Below are 22,380 nucleotides of genomic sequence, written 5' to 3' on the forward strand. Positions count from 1 at the left end.
TTTTGTTCAGATTTTCCTTATTATATTTAAGGGTGAATGTAAAGCTTAAATATAGCAAAATATACTACTGAATCACGCTAAATCTTTCCGGTTTGAGAGAAGGTCTTTTTATTAAAAAAAATATAGATAAGTGGAAGCAATATCAATATGAGCCAGCCACTGATCCGGATGAAATGGCCGGACAGTTTACCGATCTGGTGAATGATCTGGGTTATTCCAAGACCTTCTACCCTCATAGCAAGGTTACCCAGTATCTGAATGGATTGGCCTCCCGCATCTATCTCGGTATTTACCGGAATAAAAAAGAAGAAGTTTCCCGAATTTCGGGTTTCTGGAGGACGGAGTTACCGCTGATCATAAGGAAATATCATCGCGAAATAGTCTATTCATTTCTCATTTTCATTTTATTCGCCCTGGTGGCTGCTTTTTCCGCGGCGCATGATGAGACCTTTGTCAGGGGAGTATTGGGCGACCGGTATGTAGATATGACGGAAGAAAATATTGCCAAGGGCGATCCTTTCGGTGTCTATAAAAGCGATGGGAGGCTGAGTATGTTCCTGGGCATTGCACTCAGAAATATTAAAGTAGCTTTTATGACTTTTGTCGCCGGTCTGTTGCTTTCTATCGGTACGATCTGGTTCCTTTTCTCCAACGGGGTAATGATCGGCGCCTTTCAATATTATTTTTTTGCAAAAGGATTAGGGTTGAAATCCATCCTGGTAATCTGGATACACGGCACACTGGAAATATCATCCATAATTATTGCAGGAGGAGCTGGTATCGTATTGGGTAACAGCCTGCTTTTCCCGGGCACGCATAACCGGATCTATTCCCTGAAACGGGGTGCTAAGGATGGTTTGAAAATGATGATCGGTTTGGTGCCGGTATTTGTCACGGCCGCTTTTCTGGAAGGATTTGTAACCCGGTATTCCACCATGCCCATGTTATTGAGTATATCGATTTTAGTCTTTTCCATTCTATTCATAATTTGGTATTTTATTCTTTATCCGATAAAGGTGGAAAAGAAAATGAACCTTCAGCACTCAATTATCCACCCTTGACTCCTTTCATAAATTTGTTCGTGACGTTTGGTAAAAGGATTGGCAGAACCGCAGTATTGTCCTTCACCTTTGGGATAATCTGTTTTTTAACTACAGGTCTTTCTTCCCTGGCTCAACATCCTGAAAGATTGCCGGATTCCCTGAATACATCCACAGAGGTATTATCTTCGGAACTAAAGGAAACCGAAACCGTTTCTTCAGGGACGGACTCCGTTGGGCAAACGACGGAGAAAGCAGAGGCTGCCGGTGAGGCAGATCCAAAGGTGAAGGACGGAACTTCTCCGGCATTGGATCCGGAGCAGCCTGTTCTGCGTACGATTCCCGACTCGGTCATCGACCGGTACAGGAAAGATAAAGCCTTTGCCTATGCAAATGATCTGTCTTATTGGGTTAAAGAAAAAGATCCGGTCAATAATAACGGGTGGTTGATCTTTCTCGAAAGACTATTGACCAGTGTCTGGTTCAGGTATTTAATCTATAGTCTTCTGGGAAGCATCCTTTTGTTCGCGATATATAAAATTGTCAAAGAGAATAATCTTCAATTGTTCTTTCGAAATCCCCCAAAAGCGATTTCGGATGGTGCGGAGGAGACGGAGCTGACTGTCGAAGACCTGGAAGAAAAATTAGAACAAGCCATTAAATCTGGAAATTACCGACTTGGAGTACGTTATTTATTTCTGAAGACCTTAGGCTTGCTGGATTCCAGGGGGATGATCCATTTTCATGCCCGGACTACGAATCATGATTATCTCCGCCAAATGAAGGGAAATACCCAGGAACCGGATTTTCGATATCTTATTCGGGCATATGAGCATGTGTGGTATGGGGACTTTTCATTAAACAGTGAACAATTCGACAGAGTGAATCACTATTTTCAGAAATTTTATAAATCTATAGGAACAACCCCTTAGAACTGAGTTACACTAGCCCAAGGGGAAATAAACAGGAAGCACAATTATAAAGAATTGAAGGAAATCAACGATAGAAGAAATAAGGGGGTAAGCGCCGGGGTAAATGCTGGTGTAAGTGCTGGGTTAGGTACCGGTTTTAGTACTGGCCGGTTTGTACTATTCGCAGTTTTAATGCTGCTACTATCAGGCTGCTCCGACCAATCCAAAAGGGCAAACCCCCGGGTTACGCTATGGAGGAAGGATAAAATTCCCTATGGAACCTTTTTCGCATTTGAGAATCTGCACCAACTTTTCCCCAATTCAACGATCAGTATCAACAAAAACTCTCCAACCACCTTTCTGAACGGAGAAAATAAAAAAGCGTACATCATAATATCTTCCATGATGGATCCGGATTCATCCGAAATGAACGCTATCATGAATTTTGTGGGAGAGGGGAATCATGTATTTATATCAGCCTTCGGTTTTGGTGAATCTTTTCTGCATGGGTTGAAAATTAAAAAAGCGTATGGCCAGGATTTTTACAAAAAAAAGGATAGCCTTCGGGTGAGTGTTTATGACCCTGAGAACAGAGATTCCCTTTCTTTTGTGTATCCTGGTAATGCCATGGATGACTGGGCCAGTTCTATTGACTCCCAATACACTTCCATTCTGGGGAGGGATGGAAAAGGTCGCCCCGATTTTGTGAAGCTCGGATATAAGGGCGGCGGTTCCATTATGCTCCATTTTGCTCCCATGGCCCTCACCAATTATTTTCTTTTACACAAGAACAATAAGGCATATTATGAACAGGTTATGTCATACATACCCTCCTCGGTCACCGAAGTGATCTGGGATGATTATTTTCGGTATAGCGAGGGCGGCGGGCAAAAGAGTAATTTTTCTGCACTGCAATATATTCTCAAAAACGCTTCCCTGAGCTGGGCATTTGGGCTGTTGCTGCTGCTTTTCCTGCTCATATATTTATTCGGGACCAAACGAAAACAACGGATAGTCCCCAAAATAGAAAGACTGCGGAATAATTCACTGGATTTTGTAAAGACCATCGGACGGTTGTATTATCAGCGCAGGGATAATCATAACCTCGCATTAAAAATGGTGTCCCATTTCCAGGATCATGTAAGAACCCGGTATAATTTGTCCGTGAATTTTTCGGACCCTGTTACTCCGGTCAAATACCGGAACAGTGAAACCGGGCCCGACATTTCAGGTTCGGAACCTGGTGACCCCGACAGCCGATTCGTAGACCAGCTATCCTATAAAACCGGGATATCTAAAGAGTTTTTGCAGGATCTGTTGGAAGAAATGAGGGGAATGCAGGTAAACCGTCCTCTTACGGATGCGGCTTTACTGACATTTCACAGGAAATTGGAGGAGTTTTACAAACAAGGTTAATCACAAGTTTAAATACAAGCCTAATCATGGAAGAAAATCTATTTCAGCAACGAACCGACCTGGGGGAATTGCAACAGTCGATCGAACAGCTCAAGACAGAAATCGGAAAAGTGATCGTAGGTCAGGAGCAAATGGTCGAATTGTTACTGGCAGGAATTCTGGCCGATGGACATATCCTGATAGAAGGAGTTCCCGGAGTAGCAAAGACTCTTACCGCAAAATTGCTCAGTAAAGTAATCTCGGTGGATTTTTCCAGAATACAATTCACTCCAGATCTAATGCCAAGCGATGTGATCGGAACTACCGTATTCAATCCCAGGGAAAGCAGTTTTCAGTTTAAAAAAGGGCCGATCTTCAGCCATATCGTTCTGATCGACGAGATCAACAGGGCGCCGGCTAAAACCCAGTCCGCCTTATTTGAGGTAATGGAGGAAAGACAGATAACCGTCGATGGGCAGAGTTATCCGCTTCAGTCACCTTTTATGGTAGTGGCTACGCAGAATCCTATCGAGCAGGAGGGAACCTACCGCTTGCCGGAAGCACAGCTTGACCGTTTCCTTTTTAAGATCAATATCGGCTATCCAACCCAGGAACAGGAGTTTCGGATCGTATCGAACCATCATATGATGCGGATGGATAACCGGATGGAGGAGGTGCTGCCGGTATTATCAGCAGTACAGATTGATGAACTGCGCAAACAGGTGAGGGGTCTGCATGTGGAAGAAAAACTGATCCATTTCATTACATCCATTGTGGCTGCCACCCGCAATCATAAATCAATTTATCTTGGTGCATCCCCAAGAGCCTCCATTGGTATTCTGAACGGAGCAAAAGCTATAGCAGCAATACGGGGTAGGGATTTTGTGACGCCTGAAGATATTATACATACGACTCCTGCGGTATTGCGTCACCGGCTTTCCCTGACGCCGGAGAAAGAAATGGAAGGAGCTTCCGCCGATGAGGTGATCAATGAAATCATACAATCCATGGAAATACCCCGGTAAAACCGGTCAACATTTAAACCACGGCGACGATGTTCCAACGATTCTATAAATCCCTTTTCATTTCGCGGCGATTCTATGGGCTTATAGTAGCCATTATCATGCTGTTTGTTTTGTCTTACGGAATACCTTTTTTATTTGTTCCTGCACAACTTTCCTTTTTGTTCCTCCTCATGGTAACGGCTATGGATTACCTTGTCCTTTTTTCCAGGAAAGACCCGGTTGGAGGGGAGAGGGAAATCGCCCCCAGGTTAAGTAATGGAGATCTTAACCCGGTAAAACTGGTGATAAAAAATAAATACCCTTTTAAAGTTTCCCTTCAGATCATCGACGAATTACCCGATATTTTTCAACGAAGGGATTTTTCCCTTTCCTGTTCGTTAAAACCCGGAGAGCAGCAGATCCTGTCTTATTCCCTCCGTCCAACCGAGCGGGGTGAGTATGAATTCCACGCCATTAATGTATTTATTAAAAGCCCGTTCGGGTTGCTGGTAAGACGAAAAGTGCTGGACAGGCATGAAACCGTAAGGGTTTTGCCTTCTTACTTTTTACTGAAACAATATGAATTGTTAGCCTGGTCCGGGAATCAGACGGACAGAGGGCAAAAAAAGATCCGCAAGCTGGGCCATAGCCTGGAGTTCGAACAGATCAGGGAGTATGTAACCGGTGACGATATACGAAGCCTCAACTGGAAAGCTACGGCCAGGAAGGGAGGGCAGCTGATGGTAAATTCCTATACCGATGAGAAAAGCCAGCAGGTATATTGTTTGATCGATAAAGGGCGGATCATGAAGATGCCTTTTGACGGGATGAGTTTGCTGGATTACGCGATCAATGCATCCCTTATCCTTTCCCGGGTCGCCCTGCTTAAACAGGATAAAGCCGGGCTGGTGACATTCGCCGACCAGATTGGTACGTTTTTACCGGCAGGGCGCAAGGCTCTGCAAATGAGCCATATTTTAGAAATATTATATAACCAGCAAACCAAGTTCCAGGAGACGGATTTTGAAAAATTATATGCCCTGATCCGTAACCGGATTACCCAAAGAAGCCTGATCGTATTATTCACCAACTTTGAATCTTTATCGGGTTTGCAAAGGCAGATGGCTTATATCCGGGGAATTGCCAAAAATCACCTCCTGCTGGTGGTCTTTTTCGAAAATACCGGACTTCGTGAGGTTCAGGATAGCGGGGTCAGGGATATAGAAGGTCTTTATATAAAGACGATTGCAGAAAAGTTCGCTTATGAAAAACGTCTGATCGTAAAAGAGCTGAACCAGCATGGAATTGCAGCGATCCTTACCCCTCCTGAGCAACTTACCATACAAACCGTGAATAAATATTTGGAATTAAAAGCCAGAATGGCCATTTAGAACGCCTTAGCTGCCTAAATTTGCCGGAATGGAAGATAGAACGGGTCAAAGGAAGCAGGAAAACACGAGTATTTTTAGTGAAGGACAGGTATTGCTCCTTGATAAGCCCCTGCATTGGACTTCTTTTGATGTAGTCAGGAAAATCAGGGGCATGGTAAGGGTTAAAAAGGTGGGTCATGCAGGAACACTGGACCCTCTCGCCACCGGATTGCTGATCCTTTGTACCGGAAAGTTTACCAAAAAGATCAACGAGTATATGGCCAGGGAGAAGGAATATACCGGTTGCATTACCTTAGGTGCGACTACCCCGACTTTCGACCTGGAGAGCCAACCGCAGGATCTAAAGGACTATTCCGCGGTTACTTCCGAATCACTGCAGACCGTGTTGGAAAAATTCTCCGGTGAGATCTGGCAGGTTCCCCCGATCCATTCGGCTATAAAAAAAGAAGGCAAGCGTGTCTATGAACTGGCCCGCAAAGGAGTGGATGTAAAGCTGGATCCACGGAAAGTGACGATCAGGGAATTTGAGATCACCCGGTTTGAACTCCCCGTAATTGAATTCAGAGTAGTTTGCACTACGGGGACTTATATCCGGAGCCTGGCCAATGACGTAGGTGCAGCGCTGGGGTGCGGTGGACATTTGAGCCGGTTATGCCGGACAAGGATAGGAGAATTCAGAATAGAGGATGCCATGAATATGGAAACTGCGGAAAATTATATTAAAAAGGAATTGAACTCCTCAGAACGGATACCCGATGCCTAATTGAAATTGTCCGCTGCCAAGGGATAGATTATAAAACCATCGTTCGCTATCTTTCAGTCGTTGCGGGTCCTTCAATTTGTAAGCCCAGTCAAAACGTATCAGGAAATAATCGAAGTCTAATCTGAGGCCCGTACCTGCATCGACGGCAAACTCCTTATAAAAACGGTTTAATTTAAAATCGCTGCCTACATCGCGGTTGTGCATCGAATCTATCAAATGTCTGTTCCAGATATTACCGGCATCAACATAAAAGGCACTTTGCAATTTTATGGTGAAAAGAGTGCCCAGCGGGAACCTGTATTCGATATTCCCTTCCAGTTGAACATCCCCGAACCGATCATTGTAATGACCGCCTCCCAGGGTATCGTATAACTTGGAAGAGCCCAGCCCCAATTGTCTGACCTGCCAGCCCCGCATGCTGTTTGGCCCTCCTGCCACGAAAGCTTTATAGAAAGGAAGGGTTTCCTCCCAAACATTTCCTTCTCTGCCATAAGACCAGCCTGCCCCGGCATATGCCCGGAAAGCCAGTTGGCTGCGTTTGAAGTCAATATGTTTGCGGTATTCGATATCTCCCTTGATATAACGCCAGAGATCTCCTTCATCCAGTGTTTTGAATAAGCCGATCACTGCGCCGCTCTCTTCACCACTCATCCGGAGGAAATTTGTCGTGATGCCTTTTTTCCTGACAGAGGAATAGACAAATTGATGACCGATGACCAGGCCGCTTTTGAAAGCCAGATTCAAGGAGGGATTCGTGTTCAGGTAGTGCCGGAAGCTGTCCGTGGTATTATCCAGTTTGGTATATTCAATGTTCAGGGGCCTCCATAAAAAAGATCTGTTCCCTTTTGTCCATTCAAATCCCCAGGAGGTATTGACGGACTTTAACGTAAAGAATTCTCTCCGGTCTGTGTAGGCGGCATTAAAGTTCAGTACCGTCCGGACGCTGTCCCTGCGGAATTTAATTTTAAAGAAGTCAGTCAGGAACTTAGGAGGTTGAGGAAATACCTTGGGCAGATAAATGCTATGAGATATGCTTGCCTGGGTGGTTTGGATGAAATCCGCCCCTAATTCCACTCCTCCGCGCAGACTGGTTGTTGAAAGAACGGATTGTTTGAAGGTATTGCGGTTGCGCAGCCCAAGGTTCAGCCCGACTCCGAATAAATTACTGACCGTCACGATGTCATTGGTATTGCGGCTGGCTTCCACGCCAACACTCATATTTTGTTTTTTTGCCGGGTAAAGCTTCACGGTGACGTCCAAAAGGGTATCTTTTTCATAGTCCTGGGAAAGGACGATGGTTGCTTGCTGCCAGGCTCCCATTTGATTAAAACGGTTGACGGTCCGGGTATAATTGGTTTGTTTGTATAGCCTGTCCGGTCGTAGGTATACGTTTTTGGTAAGAAAAGACGGTTTGAATTTAGAGTAACGGGAAATGACCGTTGTTTTGGGGGCAGTACTTGTGTCGGTATGACTGATATAGGGAGTGCTGTCCTCCAGAACGGGCAGATCCGGGAAAATGGTCACATGGCCTATATAAAACCGGGTGATCCTAATGGAATCTTTAACCGGCCGCTGTTCGACCACTACACGTATAGTAGGGTTCTCCCTTTTTTTCTTCAGGTCTTCCAGCAGGGCTGCCTGCTGGAAGGGATCGAGGGTAGGGTCGATCAGGGCGGCAACTACGGTATCCCTTACTGCAACCAGATCCTCTTTGGAAAACTTATAATAGCCATTATCCCGGAACAGGTCGACCAGACGGTCCAATTCCGCTGAAACGATCTGTTTGGAATAGGGCTTTCCGGGCTGAAGCAGGGCTCCGTTTCTATTCTTCATGGCCAGTTCCTGTAGTTCGGGGGTGCTCAAGAGGTAACCTATAGAGTCGAATTTAAGCTGTTTGCCCGGGTTAACCCGGAAACTGACTGACACGCGGGACTCGTTATAACTGACCATTTTAATGGGAAACAGGTACCAATTGCTGAGCTTGAGCCTGCGGCCTTTTTTGACGGTAATCCTGACCGAATCCTTAATGACCGGGGAATAATACCCTTCGGCATTAAGCAGGGCAACCATAAACCCAATGGACCTGCGCAGATTCGCGGTATCGAAAACAGGAGGGTTTTGCAATTTTTTATAAACCCCTGCATAGGAAACGATCTGGGTACGAAGGCTATCATCCAACTGGTTGGTCAATTTGGCTGTCAGGTCCTGCTTTTCATTTTTTTTAAGTTTTCCATCAACTTTAATATCAACATTGTAAACAAAGGGTTTGCCGGCCTGGTAATTTTTGGGGGTTGTACAGGAAAAAAGCAGGATCAATACGACCGTCGACAGTACAAATGCTGGGTTGAAAAAAGATACAGTAACTTGCCGGCGGTGTAACATATTCTGAATAAACAAACCAAATTCGATTTAACTTTTGGATGTAAACGAAAAACAATGCTGGTAAAATCGCAGGTCAAATATATTCAAAGTTTGGGCCAGAAAAAATTCCGTGATGAGGAAGGCGTATTTATTGCCGAAGGGCCCAAGATAATCCAGGAGCTGTTGGCTAATTCCAATACCCGGCCCAGACAGATCTTTGCGCTGAAAGGATGGCTGGAAGAACATGCTGCGGCTTTGTCCGGCATGGCTGCAGCCGGGATCCACGAATTGAAGGAAAAGGAACTGGAGCGGATATCTTCTCTGACGACACCCAATCAGGTGCTGGCCGTTTTTGAAAAGCCGGTTTTTCCTTCTTCCGCAGGCGAAGACGGTATTATCCTGTTGCTCGATGGTCTTCAGGATCCCGGCAATCTGGGAACGATCGTCCGGATCGCCGATTGGTTCGGCATAGGTAAGGTCATATGCAGTATGGACTGTGCCGATCTATATAATAACAAGACCGTGCAATCAACCATGGCAAGTATCATACGTGTTCCGGTAAGTTACGGGGACCTGGAAAAACGGATACTGGAATATGACAAAGGATTGCCGGTTTTTGCCGCGGCTCTGGAAGGCAAAAACCTTTATTCGATTGGGCGGATCGAAAAAGGAATGATCGTTATCGGCAATGAGTCCAGGGGTATCCGGAAGGAACTGCTGGCGAGGATACCGGCCTTAATAACCATACCCAGAAAAGGGCAGGCTGAATCTTTAAATGCGGCTGTGGCGACAGGAATTATCCTGTCACATTTGGCGGGGGGATAAAGGGAGATTGCTACCTGAACTGTATTGCCCTTGCCGGCTGGATCTTCCGGATGACGAGGGTAGGGATCATAAGTACCAGGAAACAGATCAGGAAAGTTCCTGCATTTACCAGGATCAGGTGCCACCATTCGAGTTTTACCACCGCTTTTGAAATAAAATAGGCGTCCTCGGGCAGAGAAATAAAACCATACCGCTCCTGCAGCCAGCAGATCAGGAGGCCGCCTGCATTTCCAATAATCATCCCGAAAAGGGTGATAATGGCGCCCTGATAAAGAAAGATTTTCTGGATGGAAAGGTTTGGCGAGCCGACCGCCTTTAGTATACCGATCATACGGGTCCTTTCCAGCACCAGGATGATCAGGCAGGTGACCAGATTAAGGGTAGCCACAACAGTCATAATGATCAGCACGATCAATATAGTATTATCCTGGAGGTTGAGCCAGTCAAAAATATTGGGATAGGTTTCTTCAATGGTATGACTACCCCAGCCCGCAGGGAACTTATCGAATATCCGGGCGTTGGTCTGATCTACCTTTCGGTAGTCCCTGGTAAAGATCTCATAACCTCCGATCTGGCCTGCATCCCAGTTATTCAATCGCTGTATGAGTTTAAGATCGCAGATGGCGATCAGTTTGTCATAATCTTCTATGCCGATCTTAAAGATCCCGGCAACCGTCAAAGCTCTTACCCGGGGAGGGCCGTCAGACTGGATAAAATAAACGAATACCTTATCTCCGGTTTTTAATCTGAGCTGTCCTGCCGTATAAGAGGATAAATTGATCTGGTTACTATAACCGCTATCCGGAAACCGGAGCCAATGACCGCTTTTCAAAAAACTACCGATGCGGGGAAAATCATATTCTTTTTCCACGCCTTTCAGCAATACTCCTTCAATGCCTTCGGTGGTCCGGAGGATGGCGTTCTTGGTTGCGTAGGCCTGAATGGTTTGGATATCCTGATCGGAACGGAGCACGTTTAATACGGTATCATTGGGAAATACGGGCAGGTCTTCCGCTATACCGGCCCTGTTGGGCATAGAATAACCGACGCGGATATGCCCCCAAAGATTAATGACCTTCTGACTGACGGCATATTGGAACCCATTGGTAAAAGAGAGGGTCAGCAGCATCGCTGCCACACTGATCGCAGTAGCCATAATAGCGAGCCTGATGATAAACCGGGAAAATGACCTTTCCCTGTTAAAGGCTATCCGTTTGGCTATAAAGGCAGATACATTCAATCGGTGTGATTTAAGGTTGGTATGACTCCGGTTGGGTAATAATTGGACAAGGATCCGGCGCAGGCAAATTTAGCCTGTGGAAACATATGAATAAAAGATTTTTACATTTTTGTGTTAACATTGTATATGAACCGTTGTTTTCTTTTTATCATAATCCTGGCCTTCTCCTTACTGGAAGGGCATTCCGCAAAGGCTCAGACACCCGATTCTGTTTACTCTTTGGCCATTGCGACTCCTCAGTTGTTTATAGCAGGTAATCAATTGGGATACCCGATCCTCCGGTTGAACACCAATGACCAGCTGGAATTGCATTTCGATGACCTGGACGGGGATGTGAAGAACTATTCCTATACCTATCAATTGTGCAACGCAGACTGGACCCCGGCTATTGTCAGTCAGTTCGATTTTATACGAGGTTTTTCCCAGGTAAGGTTTGCCAATTATCAATTCTCCTCTGTAGCGCTCACCCGTTACACGCATTACCAGGCCCTTCTTCCTGATCAGAACTGCCTGCCGATCCGGTCCGGAAATTACCTGGTGAAAGTTTTTTTGGATGGAGACACCTCCAAACTCGCTTTTGTCAGGCGTATGTTGATAACAGATGGGCGGATCAGCGTACATCCCCGCCTCTTTCCACCATTGGATTATCAACTGGCTCATACGCACCAGCGTATCCAAATGGAGGTCAATGTGGGTGCCCTGAACCCTGCCAATCCACTCGATCAGATCAAAGTAGTCGTTCTGCAGAATTACCGGTGGGATAATGCCATCCGGAATATGCGCCCCACTTTTTTCAGCAATAACAAACTAGAATACAGCAGCGATAATGATTGTGTATTTCCGGCAGGAAGGGAATACCGGTGGCTTGACCTGCAGAGTTTTCGTTACCAGAGTGACCGGATACAGAACGCCACTTATGGAAAGACCTCCACAGATATCATGGTAAGGCCTGATGCTGACCGGTCACGTCTGCCTTTTTATTTTTATAAGGATTATAACGGCTTCTATTTTATCCAGACTACAGAAAGCCTAAATCCACTTCTTCAGACAGATTATGCCACCGTTCATTTTAGTTTTGTTCCTCCCGGCAATATTTCTTTTCCCGGTAAGGATGTCTATATACTGGGCCAGTTTACGGGAGGAGGTTTCAATGATTCAACCCGTCTGATCTATAACGCAGAAAAAGGCAGATATGAAATTGCTTTTTTTCTTAAACAGGGGTATTATAATTATTCTTATGTTACGATCGACCATAATGATCCGGAAAAAAGGGCTGCTTTCGATCTTACTGAAGGAAATTTCCTGGAGACAGAAAATGATTATACCGTCCTGGTTTATTACCGGGCTTTAGGATCCAGAGCAGATGAATTAGTTGGAATATCTGCTTTTAACAGCCTGAATAAGTGATCAATTATTATTTAACAGATCGGGTATTATTTATCGGTTAACTTTCATTATCTTTGCGGGAGGCAAGTCTTATACGACCAGCTCCTGCTGAATCCCCCAGGGCCGGAAGGCAGCAAGGGTAAGTGGTTGAGCGGTGCGATGTAAGTAACTTGCCTTTTTTTATTTCTTTTTTTCACCTATTCTGCTCAACTTTTCTGTAAATACAGAAAACCTATCCCAAAAGAATCTCATTTTTATTATCTTCGTTCCCTGAAATTGAATTATTCATTCAGCAATTGATTATTTTAATTAATACTTCCTGGCCCTAATACCCGGGAAAAAATTTTTTTTATGAAATTTTTCATTGATACAGCCGACCTGGCGCAAATTAAAGAAGCAAACGATCTCGGAATTTTGGATGGTGTAACGACCAACCCTTCCCTTATGGCAAAAGTAGGGATCAAGGGAGAAGCTGCCGTTACCAATCACTATAAGACTATTGCAGAATTGGTTAATGGAGATGTAAGTGCGGAAGTGGTGTCCACGGATTTTAAGGAAATGGTGGAAGAAGGTAAAAAACTGCACGCTATTCACCCCAATATCGTTGTGAAAATACCTATGATCAAGGATGGTATCAAGGCCCTGAAATGGTTCTCCGACAATGGGATCAAGACTAACTGTACACTGGTCTTCTCCGCCGGACAGGCTATTCTGGCTGCAAAAGCCGGTGCAAATTATGTTTCTCCTTTTATCGGTCGTATCGATGACAGTAGCTGGGATGGGGTTCAGCTGATCGCTCAGATTGCCCAGATCTATTCCATTCAGGGCTACGAAACAGAAATCCTGGCTGCATCGATCCGCAGCGCCCTGCATATCGTACAGTGTGCTGAAGCAGGGGCAAATGTAGTAACCTCTCCTTTGGAGCCTATCCTGGGTTTATTAAAACACCCGCTGACGGATATCGGTTTGGCAAAGTTCCTTTCCGATGCTAAAGCCTTCAAATAAAGGAGTAAAACCAGACTTTCAATAACATAAAAAATTGTTCAAGGACCGGCCTTTTGGCCGGTTTTTGATTTGGTACCTGCCAGGATCCGAAGGTTCTTTCCCGAACCGGGGTTAAAGTTTCCGGGAAAGCCAATCCGACTACTTTTCCAATAATAATAATTGACGGATGGGTCAATTGGTGTTCCCTGACAAGTTCCGGTAAATCCTTCGCCATTCCTCTGGCTACTTTCTGATGATCCAGCGAAGCATTTTGAATGATAGCCACCGGCATATTTCCCAGGCCTTCCTCCCGATAAGCGGACGCAATTTCATGGACTTTTTTCATGCCCATATAGATCACGACGGTGGCCTTACTTTTCATGGCCAATTTCAGGTCACCCGATAAGGAGCCGTCTTTTTTGGTACCGGTAACGATCCAGATGCTTTCGCTGATATTCCGATGGGTCAGCGGAATATCAGACAAACCGGATGCCTGCATGCTGGTTATCCCGGGAATATAGGAAACAGTAATACCCTGTTCTTTTGCGTAAAGAATTTCTTCATAACCTCTTCCGAAAATAAAGGGATCACCTCCTTTCAAACGAACTACTTTACCTTTTTCAAATGCTTTTTGCCGGATAAGATGGTGTATGGCCTCCTGTGGAGTATACTCTCCATAAGGAAGCTTTCCTACATAAATCTTTTCACAAGTTAAAGGGGCAATATCCAAAAGCGCTTTGTTGGCGAGGTTGTCGTACAGAATAACAGCAGCCTCCTGCAGAATCCGGTAGGCTTTAAGGGTAATCAATTCCGGATCCCCCGGGCCGGCACCTACCAGGAATAGATGAGGCGATTCAGGAATATTATGTGACATATTTAATATGTGTTTAATTAAAATGTGATTTATAACATCTAAGCTATCAAAAAAAATCATATAAACTGGATAAAATATTATTTATATCATGTTTTGTGTCATAATATTTACTATTATTGTTTAACAGTATTATATATCATTAAATGTAATATGTTTGATTTGTCTGATACGATTGCCTGCCATTTTTTAAGAATTGCCTTCATTCTTTAAATTCTTCATAATGAGCAGTAACCTTAAACCCGTGATCGTAGTGATCGGTAATGGCATGGTTGGTCATAAATTTTGTGAAAAATTGATGGCCGGATCAACCTCAGGTTCCAATGATTTTCAGATAGTGGTATTTGGTGAAGAGCCGAGGCCAGCCTACGACAGGGTCCACCTAAGCGAATACTTTAATGGGAAAACGGCCAGCGATCTGAGCCTTTCCATGGCAGGCTGGTTCGATGAACAGGATATTGTTCTTCATTTAGGGGACCCTGTCCGGGAGATTGACCGGAATACCCGGGTGGTCCATTCCCGTAAAGGGATCAGTCAGTCCTATGATTACCTGGTCCTGGCGACCGGTTCATCCGCTTTTGTTCCCGATATCAGCGGTATTGAAAAAGATGGAGTGTTCGTATACAGAACGATCGAAGACCTGGAGCTGATCAAAGCATTTGCTTCAGGAGTCCGGACCGGCGCGGTTATGGGAGGCGGGCTTTTAGGATTGGAAGCTGCCAAGGCACTCCTGGATCTGGGTATCTCCAACCCCCATGTCATAGAATTTGCTTCCCGTCTTATGCCCCGGCAGATAGATAGCGCAGGTAGCCTCACGCTGGAGTCCAGGCTAAAAAAGCTGGGACTGGAATTGCATCTTAATAAGACTACACTGGCCATTGAAGGGGAGACGAGGATAAATGCCCTGCAATTCGCAGATGATACCCGTCTGGAGGTGGATATGCTGGTTATATCGGCGGGTATCCGACCCCGTGATGAACTGGCAAGATTGGCAGGTTTGCAGGTTGGCACCAGGGGAGGGATCCTGGTAAATGAAAAACTACAGACAAGTGATAAACATATTTTTGCAATCGGGGAGTGTGCTCTGGTCAATGGTATGATCTATGGACTGGTGGCTCCGGGATATGAAATGGCAGAAGTTGTGGCCTCGAATATTTTGGGGGGCAACAAGTCCTTTACTGCCATTGATATGAGTACCAAACTGAAACTGATCGGTGTGGATGTTGCCAGTTTCGGAGATCCTTTTATCGCAGAGCCGCATTGCAGGACGATAGCTTTCGAGGACCGGCATAAAGGAATTTACAAACGTATTAATATCAGCAATGACGGAAAATACCTGCTGGGGGGTATTTTAATCGGAGAGGCCGCTGCCTATAATTTGTTGTTGCAAACCGTAAATAATAAGATGATCCTCCCTTCCGATCCCGAGGATCTCATATTGGGCAACAGGGGAGGGTCCCCGGAAGGCGCGGGTGTGCTGAATTTGCCTGAAGAGGCGCTTATCTGTTCCTGTGAATCGGTCAGCAAGGCGGCTATTTGCGGGGCAGTTACCGATAAAGGGATCGATTCTGTGGAAGGCATGAAAAAATGCACGAAGGCCGGAACCGGATGTGGCGGATGTATTCCATTGGTAAAAGACCTGATTACCGGAACGTTGAAGGCAAATGGCCGTTACGTAAGGAATGTAATTTGCGAACATTTTGAGCATTCCCGCCAGGAGGTCTTCGATCTTGTTAAATTACACCATGTTCTCACCTTTGACGAAGTATTGGGCCGTTTTGGCAAAGGAGATGGCTGCGAAGTATGCAAACCTGCCATTGCCAGCATCCTGGCAGGCTGCTGGAATGACCTGATCCTTAAGCAGCCTACTATACAAGACAGCAACGACCGCTATCTGGCGAATATTCAAAAAGGGGGGACCTATTCTGTTGTTCCCCGTATTCCCGGTGGAGAAATAACCCCTGATAAATTGATCGTTCTTGGAAAGATTGCTAAAAAATACAATCTCTACACCAAGATTACCGGCGGTCAGCGGATCGACCTGTTTGGTGCCCATGTGGGGGACCTGCCGGATATCTGGGAAGAACTGATAAATGCCGGATTTGAAAGCGGACATGCTTACGGGAAGGCTCTTCGTACGGTCAAGAGCTGCGTAGGAAGTACCTGGTGCCGGTTTGGGCTTCATGACAGCGTTTCCTTTGCCATTGAAGTAGAGGAGCGGTACCGCGGTATCAGGGCTCCCCATAAAATCAAAGGTGGGGTTAGCGGCTGTATCCGCGAATGCGCCGAAGCGCAGAGCAAGGATTTTGGGATCATTGCCACGGAAAAGGGTTGGAACCTTTTTGTTTGCGGAAACGGGGGATCCAAGCCTCAGCATGCCCAGCTGATTGCCGTCGATATCGATAAGGAAACCTGCGTCCGTTACCTGGACCGCTTCCTGATGTTCTATATCAAAACCGCCGATCCGCTCACCCGGACGGCCACCTGGCTCAATAAAATGGAAGGCGGCCTTAGTTATTTAAAAAATGTGATTATAGAGGACAGCCTTGGAATGTGCGTGCAATGGGAGATGGAAATGCAATCCCTGGTGAGTAGTTATACCTGTGAATGGAAAGAAGTCGTGGAGAGCCCTGCATTGCGTAAACGTTTCGTTCACTTTGTCAATGCCCCGCGAAAAAAAGATCCCGATGTGCAGTTCGAAAAGATGAGGGGCCAGATCAAGGCTAAAGAATGGTAACTCCCCCTCAATAGTAAAAACCCGATAAAAAGTAAAACATTTTATATGTCAAAAAAAAACTTGTCTGAGCCAGATAGTAACTTCCGGAAAAGTACTCCCCCTTTAGAGGAGCGGAGGGAGCAGGGAGGTTGGTTTGTGGCCTGCAGGGTAGAGGATATTCCTCAGGACGGTGGTGCCTGTATAAGTCATGGTAATGAGCAGATCGCCATTTTTAATTTTTCGCGAAGGGGGGAGTGGTATGCTACGCAGAACCTTTGCCCGCACAAACAACAGATGGCTTTATCCCGCGGAATGATCGGAAGCGCCGGAGAAGCGTGCGAACCCAAGGTAGCATGCCCTTTTCATAAAAAGACCTTTTCCCTGCTCACAGGGGAATGTCTGAATGGAGAAGATTATCAAATAAAGACTTATCCCGTAAAAGTGAAAAATGGGAAGGTGTATATTGGGGTTGGCTGATTTGAACCCCGGAAAGAAAATTACCGTTGATTATAACGGAAGTTATGCCGGAAAATCCTGACTTTTGGGGAGTATGCGCAATATCACACACAAACAGATCAGTTTACGAACGGCCAGGGCGGTGGGGGTCATTTTTTGTTCTCAGGATACGATAGACCTGATCCGGAATGACCAATTGCCAAAAGGCAATCTTTTCGATGTCGCCCGGGCGGCAGGTTTTCTGGGTGCTAAAAACACACCACAATTACTTCCTCATTGTCATCCCGTTTCCATTGATGGAATGGATATGCAATTTGAATTCCTGGACAAAGAGCTGCATGGTCATTTATTCGGAGAGGCGATTTTTTTACGATCGGGGATCGTTATCCAGGGGCAGGCAAGTTCCATTGGCCGGACGGGTATTGAAATGGAAGTATTGATGGGTGTTTCGGTAGCTGCCCTGGAGATCTACGATATGCTGAAACCGGTAGAGGCCCGGCTGGAGATAGGACATATACGCCTGTTGGAAAAAAAAGGAGGTAAGAGCGACCGGGATAAATATTTTTCCACTCCGCCAACCTGCGCGGTATTGGTATGTTCCGATTCGACTGCAGCCGGGGAGAGGGAGGATAAAAGCGGAAAACTGATCCGGAAAATGCTGGAAAATGTTAACGCCAAAGTAAAACATTATATTATTGTTGCCGACGATAAGGAAGGGATTCAGCGGCAAATACAGGAATGGGTAACCGAAGACATACAATTTATCTTTACAACGGGTGGGACCGGTCTTGGGCCCCGGGATAATACAGTAACCGCTGTCAAAGAGATATTGGAGCGCGATGCGGATGGGATTGCAGAGGCAATGCGGGCACATGGGCAGATGCGTACTCCGCTTGCCATGATGAGCCGGGCCGTAGCAGGATCGATCGGTCAGACATTGATCGTAACTCTTCCCGGAAGCAGTGATGGGGCCAGGGAATCCCTGGATGCTATTTTGCCGGCAGTATTTCACGCAAGAAAAATGATGAAAGGGGGAGGACATTAACCCCCCAAACCCCCTAAAGGGGGAGCAAAAATTAAGATTTATGAGCCTTCTCACCATTAAAGAAGCCAAAGATATTTTACTGCAGAAAGCCGGGTCATTCGGCAGTGAAACGGTGGGATTGGAAAATGCGGGTAATCGTGTTTTGGCAGAAACGGTGGAAGCCGACCGCGACTATCCGCCTTTCAACCGTTCCTCGATGGATGGTTATGCGGTTAGTTACAAGGATCTTGAAAATGGAATCCGGCAATTCGAGGTTAAGGAAACGATCTATGCCGGGGAGACCCCTAAAGTGCCGATCGGATCGGGGCAGTGTTATAAGATTATGACCGGAGCTCCGGTGCCCGATAATGCGGATATCGTTATAAGAAGAGAAGATACGGACGAAAAAAAACGACAAACAGAAGGGGGCCGAAAACAGATCACCACCGTGGAAATTCTGTCATCGGTATGGAAGCCTTTTCTGAATATTTCACGCAGAGGGGAAGATCTTACCGCGGGCGAAAAAGCCATTGCCAAAGGAACGCTTTGTGAGCCGGAGATTATTGGACTTTTAGCATCCCTTGGCAAAAATAAAATACGGGTCGAACGTCTTCCCCGGGTGGCCTTGTTCACGACGGGTAATGAGGTGGTGGGCGTTGAAGAGCCGGTGAGCCCTGTTCAGATCCGCAACAGTAACCGGTGGTTATTGCAGTCCTCCCTTAAGAAACGGGAGATAGCGACTTCTATTTATGCTCATTTACCGGATGATCGTGCCATATTGACCGACAATCTGGAAAAAGCATTGGGGTCATCGGAATTGATCATCATGAGCGGGGGCGTATCTGCAGGGGATGCAGATTTTGTTCCTGGTGTGCTTGAAGAGCTGGGTGTACAAAAGCTCTTTCATAAGATCGCTATAAAACCAGGCAAGCCGGTCTGGTGCGGGATAACCTCAGGAGGGGCGATGGTTTTTGCACTACCCGGCAATCCCTTTTCCTGTCTTGTAAGTTTTACGCTCCTGGTGGATCCCTGGTTACGGGCTTGTTTTGGGCTGCCGGTACCAGAAATTATGGGACTACCTCTTGGAATTGCCAGGAAAAAGAAAACACTTCTCGACGAATTTTTCCCTGCCCGCATTACCGGCTCGCCAGCCAGACTGGAGACAAATATTTTAAATGGATCCGGAGATATCCGTATGGGATTACAGGCTAATGCACTGGCGCTGCATCCTGCAGGGACCGGAGATCTTAAGGAAGGAACGGTAGTCCGCTTTTTTCCGCTAAACGATTAATTTGTTTTTTAATTTTCGGTTTCCCTGGTGTACTTCACCAATCTGCCTTCATCCCTGATGGAGATCTTTTTTCCATCCACAGAAATGACCTGGTCCTGGGCGAATTCATTGATGATACGAAATACAGTTTCGTAGGTGGTTCCTGCAAAGGAAGCAAGGTCCTGCCGGCTAAGGGAAAGGTCGATGATGCCCTCTTTCGTGAGACCGAATTTATCTTTTAAGGCAAGTAAGGCCTGGGCTATGCGTCCCTTCACCTGCATATGTGCGAGATTGCGCATTTTCTTCTCGGATTCCTGTAACTCATCGGCGAAAAACAACAAAAGCTGGTAAATGAAGGCGTAATTTACTTTCAGCGTTGCCTGAAAAAAAGCAAGATCAATAAAACATACATTGACCGGTTCCAATGCCGTAGCGGAAACCGGATACAGCGTTTCATGTCCAAGGCCCCTATGACCGAAAATATCTCCTTTTTTTGCAAAACGAATGATCAGTTCCTTTTCGGATCCCCATTTTTTGTGAACTTTTACCTTTCCACCATAAACAAAATAGATCCCTGCAACAATATCGCCTTCGGTGAATATCGATTCGCCTTTTTTAAAATGAAGATTTTTTTTATTGGCGGCAATTGCCGGGATCCATTCCGGAAGGCATTGTTGGCATAAAAAACAGCTTTTCAGATCACAGTCATGATTGTCTTTTTTCATTTCCAGCGCTTTTGTTTGATGCCTTTTTGGATTATAGCCTTTTGCAATATTAGTTTTTAAAAGCAAAAAGGAGGGGAGTTTGATAAAAATTAATATATTATCATAAATTATATATGATTAAAATAATGAAATGATTAGAAAGAAAATGAAAAAATCGTTATTTTTATTGCGCAAGTCATATAAAATAGTATTTTTTGATAATTGCTTTTTGATTAAACATTATATGAAATAAAAACTAATGTGTTTTGCCTGGATAATAATCCAGCCACAAAGTTTGGGTTTCATTCTGCGATTACCTGCCATTGCCTTCCTTTTTATTTCAATCTACGATTGCCAGCTATTTCACGTTTGATTTTTCAATCTGTCAACGATTGTTTGTCATTTGAAAACCAAAAAACCCCGGGAGATGAGGGTCTGTCCGGGGCTTACATGGTAAAATGATTAGCTCATCTTAAACCAAAACAAATTTATGAGGAAAAAAACTGTTTTCATTATTGTAACCAGTATAGTTTTTACTTTCTGGATACATTTATCCAGCCAGGCTCAGTTCTCCCTGACTGGCCAGCTCCGGACCCGGACCGAACTGCGGGACGGATATGGAACGCTAAAACCAAATGCCAGCAGTACGGCCTTTCTTACCTCTCAACGCGCCCGGCTCAATTTTCAATACCGGTCGGCCAGGGTCATTTTTCAAACTTCTGTCCAGGACGTAAGAGTATGGGGTGCTGACGCTTCAACCATCAGTAATGCAGATGGCAACCGCCTGGGCGTGCATGAAGCCTGGGCAGAATTGATAATGGCGAATGTGAAAGACAGTTCATTCACCAGATCTGCCATTGATTACTTTAGTGTTAGGATAGGCCGCCAGGAATTAGTGTATGACGATCAGCGTCTGTTGGGCAATCTGGATTGGCTACAGCAGGGGCGAAGACATGATGCCCTTGTTTTCAAGTTGTTGCAAAAGGGGTGGCAGACAGACCTGGGAGCAGCGTTCAACCAGAATTCCGATGCTGTTAATGTTAACGGAACCTATTACACACCTGCCAACCTGCCTGCCTATGTAAAAGATAGCAAGGGCAACCTGGCGCCGACTCCCGCAGGATTGGTGCCCCTGGTAAACGGGGCAGGGTTTAGCGCCAAAAACGGGAGCCCTTCACTGGCCAATGCGGCAGGCACCAACGGAATGAACCAGGATTATAAATCCATGCAATTCCTGTATGTCGCCAGGAAATTTAACCAGACCAGGATATCCGGGCTGTTTTTTGCCGATGAATTCGGGAAGTACCAGGCTGATTCGGTACGGAATATTGCAGGTATGGATACGGGTTATGTATATGGAAGACGCTTCAACCTGAAGGGCGTTAATGCCAGGATAACCACCGGTCTCCTGATGACCAGCGCCCTCGATAAACAAAAGGCCTGGACCCTCAATGCCGGCGTTTATTATCAGGCAGGCAAGGATAGGGATGGCCTGGATCTGAATGCCTGGACATCCACTTTTTCCCTCTCGCATACAAACAGGAATTTTACGTATACGGCAGGATGGGATTATGTATCGGGGAACAATGCCCTTTCCGGCTCCGCTACCAATCACCGTTTTGACCCTTTATACGGTACCCCCCATAAATTCTGGGGTTATATGGATTATTTCTATGCCGGGTCAGGATCTCCCACCGGGGGATTGAACAATCCATTCCTGAAATGGAAATACGCGGCTACGGGAGGGCGGTTTAACGCAGAACTCGGCTATCATTATTTTGGACTGGCCTCGGAACAAAAGGACATAAAAGGAGAGCCCGTTTCTAAATACCTGGGCAGCGAGATCGATGGGGTCGCCAGCTATAACTTAAATAAGGTGACCATGGTAGAGCTGGGAATCTGCTGGATGGCCGCGACAAAGAGCATGGAATATGCCAAAGGGATCACTCCGGGGACCAACGGGCTGAATGCTGCCTGGGCTTATCTCCAGATCAATATCAGGCCTGATTTTTTGGGAGCCAGATAGCTCCGGCAGGAAT

At 45.8% G+C, this 22,380-nt stretch carries 18 protein-coding genes and 1 other RNA gene; 15 read left to right on the top strand and 4 right to left on the bottom strand.

Features of this window, described 5'->3' with window-relative positions; genetic code table 11:
• The first annotated feature begins 92 nt into the window (after window positions 1–92).
• From ACX0G9_RS06035 to truB, 6 genes are all read left to right on the top strand, one after another.
• Window positions 93–1,061: a stage II sporulation protein M gene (locus tag ACX0G9_RS06035; RefSeq protein ID WP_459063966.1), complete on the top strand. Its 969-nt coding sequence runs from the start codon at window positions 93–95 to the stop codon at window positions 1,059–1,061.
• A gap of 20 nt (window positions 1,062–1,081) precedes the next feature.
• The gene (locus tag ACX0G9_RS06040; RefSeq protein ID WP_459063967.1) at window positions 1,082–1,972 is read left to right on the top strand and encodes a DUF4129 domain-containing protein; all 891 of its coding nucleotides are present in this window, start codon (window positions 1,082–1,084) and stop codon (window positions 1,970–1,972) included.
• A 171-nt stretch (window positions 1,973–2,143) separates the two neighbouring features.
• Entirely contained in the window at window positions 2,144–3,367 is a 1,224-nt protein-coding gene (locus tag ACX0G9_RS06045) for a DUF4350 domain-containing protein (RefSeq protein ID WP_459063968.1), read from the top strand.
• Window positions 3,368–3,393: 26 nt separating this feature from the next.
• Window positions 3,394–4,371 (top strand): AAA family ATPase, encoded by a 978-nt coding sequence (locus tag ACX0G9_RS06050; protein ID WP_459063969.1) that lies wholly within the window; start codon window positions 3,394–3,396, stop codon window positions 4,369–4,371.
• A gap of 29 nt (window positions 4,372–4,400) precedes the next feature.
• Window positions 4,401–5,741, top strand: coding sequence for a DUF58 domain-containing protein (locus ACX0G9_RS06055; protein ID WP_459063970.1), 1,341 nt, complete (start codon window positions 4,401–4,403; stop codon window positions 5,739–5,741).
• A gap of 28 nt (window positions 5,742–5,769) precedes the next feature.
• Complete coding sequence (truB, locus tag ACX0G9_RS06060) at window positions 5,770–6,504, top strand: tRNA pseudouridine(55) synthase TruB (protein WP_459063971.1); 735 nt, start codon at window positions 5,770–5,772, stop codon at window positions 6,502–6,504.
• Here truB and tamL read toward each other — a convergent pair.
• Entirely contained in the window at window positions 6,481–8,901 is a 2,421-nt protein-coding gene (tamL, locus tag ACX0G9_RS06065) for a translocation and assembly module lipoprotein TamL (protein ID WP_459063972.1), read from the bottom strand. The genes truB and tamL overlap by 24 nt on opposite strands.
• 39 nt (window positions 8,902–8,940) lie before the next feature.
• Here tamL and ACX0G9_RS06070 point away from each other — a divergent pair, with 39 nt between their 5' ends.
• The gene (locus ACX0G9_RS06070; RefSeq protein ID WP_459063973.1) at window positions 8,941–9,690 is read left to right on the top strand and encodes a TrmH family RNA methyltransferase; all 750 of its coding nucleotides are present in this window, start codon (window positions 8,941–8,943) and stop codon (window positions 9,688–9,690) included.
• Window positions 9,691–9,700: 10 nt separating this feature from the next.
• Here the strand turns inward: ACX0G9_RS06070 and ACX0G9_RS06075 are convergent, their stop codons facing one another.
• Entirely contained in the window at window positions 9,701–10,930 is a 1,230-nt protein-coding gene (locus ACX0G9_RS06075; RefSeq protein WP_459063974.1) for an ABC transporter permease, read from the bottom strand.
• A gap of 126 nt (window positions 10,931–11,056) precedes the next feature.
• Between ACX0G9_RS06075 and ACX0G9_RS06080 the strand changes: the two genes are divergently transcribed.
• The 3 genes from ACX0G9_RS06080 to fsa all read left to right on the top strand — a co-directional run bounded on the left by ACX0G9_RS06080 (window position 11,057) and on the right by fsa (window position 13,321).
• A complete protein-coding gene (locus ACX0G9_RS06080; RefSeq protein ID WP_459063975.1) occupies window positions 11,057–12,337 on the top strand; it encodes a type IX secretion system plug protein in 1,281 nt (426 codons plus the stop codon).
• A 60-nt stretch (window positions 12,338–12,397) separates the two neighbouring features.
• An RNA gene (gene ffs, locus ACX0G9_RS06085) (signal recognition particle sRNA small type) lies at window positions 12,398–12,495 on the top strand.
• Between the two features lie 172 nt (window positions 12,496–12,667).
• Window positions 12,668–13,321: a fructose-6-phosphate aldolase gene (fsa, locus tag ACX0G9_RS06090; protein ID WP_459063976.1), complete on the top strand. Its 654-nt coding sequence runs from the start codon at window positions 12,668–12,670 to the stop codon at window positions 13,319–13,321.
• Here the strand turns inward: fsa and cobA are convergent.
• Window positions 13,314–14,174: a uroporphyrinogen-III C-methyltransferase gene (gene cobA / locus ACX0G9_RS06095; protein ID WP_459063977.1), complete on the bottom strand. Its 861-nt coding sequence runs from the start codon at window positions 14,172–14,174 to the stop codon at window positions 13,314–13,316. The genes fsa and cobA overlap by 8 nt on opposite strands.
• Before the next feature lie 220 nt (window positions 14,175–14,394).
• On the opposite strand from cobA, the gene nirB reads away from it, so the two are divergent.
• From nirB to ACX0G9_RS06115, 4 genes are all read left to right on the top strand, one after another.
• Entirely contained in the window at window positions 14,395–16,908 is a 2,514-nt protein-coding gene (gene nirB / locus ACX0G9_RS06100) for a nitrite reductase large subunit NirB (protein WP_459063978.1), read from the top strand.
• Between the two features lie 45 nt (window positions 16,909–16,953).
• On the top strand, window positions 16,954–17,364 hold the full coding sequence (gene nirD, locus ACX0G9_RS06105) for a nitrite reductase small subunit NirD (RefSeq protein WP_459063979.1): 411 nt from the start codon (window positions 16,954–16,956) through the stop codon (window positions 17,362–17,364).
• Between the two features lie 73 nt (window positions 17,365–17,437).
• Entirely contained in the window at window positions 17,438–18,388 is a 951-nt protein-coding gene (moaCB, locus tag ACX0G9_RS06110) for a bifunctional molybdenum cofactor biosynthesis protein MoaC/MoaB (RefSeq protein ID WP_459063980.1), read from the top strand.
• A 40-nt stretch (window positions 18,389–18,428) separates the two neighbouring features.
• Window positions 18,429–19,658, top strand: a complete 1,230-nt coding sequence (locus tag ACX0G9_RS06115; protein WP_459063981.1) for a molybdopterin molybdotransferase MoeA — start codon at window positions 18,429–18,431, stop codon at window positions 19,656–19,658.
• 8 nt (window positions 19,659–19,666) lie between these two features.
• Here ACX0G9_RS06115 and ACX0G9_RS06120 read toward each other — a convergent pair whose 3' ends face one another.
• On the bottom strand, window positions 19,667–20,362 hold the full coding sequence (locus tag ACX0G9_RS06120; protein ID WP_459063982.1) for a Crp/Fnr family transcriptional regulator: 696 nt from the start codon (window positions 20,360–20,362) through the stop codon (window positions 19,667–19,669).
• 469 nt (window positions 20,363–20,831) lie between these two features.
• Between ACX0G9_RS06120 and ACX0G9_RS06125 the strand changes: the two genes are divergently transcribed.
• Window positions 20,832–22,367 carry an alginate export family protein gene (locus ACX0G9_RS06125; protein ID WP_459063983.1) on the top strand — a complete coding sequence of 512 codons (1,536 nt, stop codon included), beginning with the start codon at window positions 20,832–20,834 and terminating at the stop codon, window positions 22,365–22,367.
• Window positions 22,368–22,380 lie beyond the last annotated feature (13 nt).

The sequence above is a fragment of the Flavitalea flava genome (assembly GCF_054461575.1).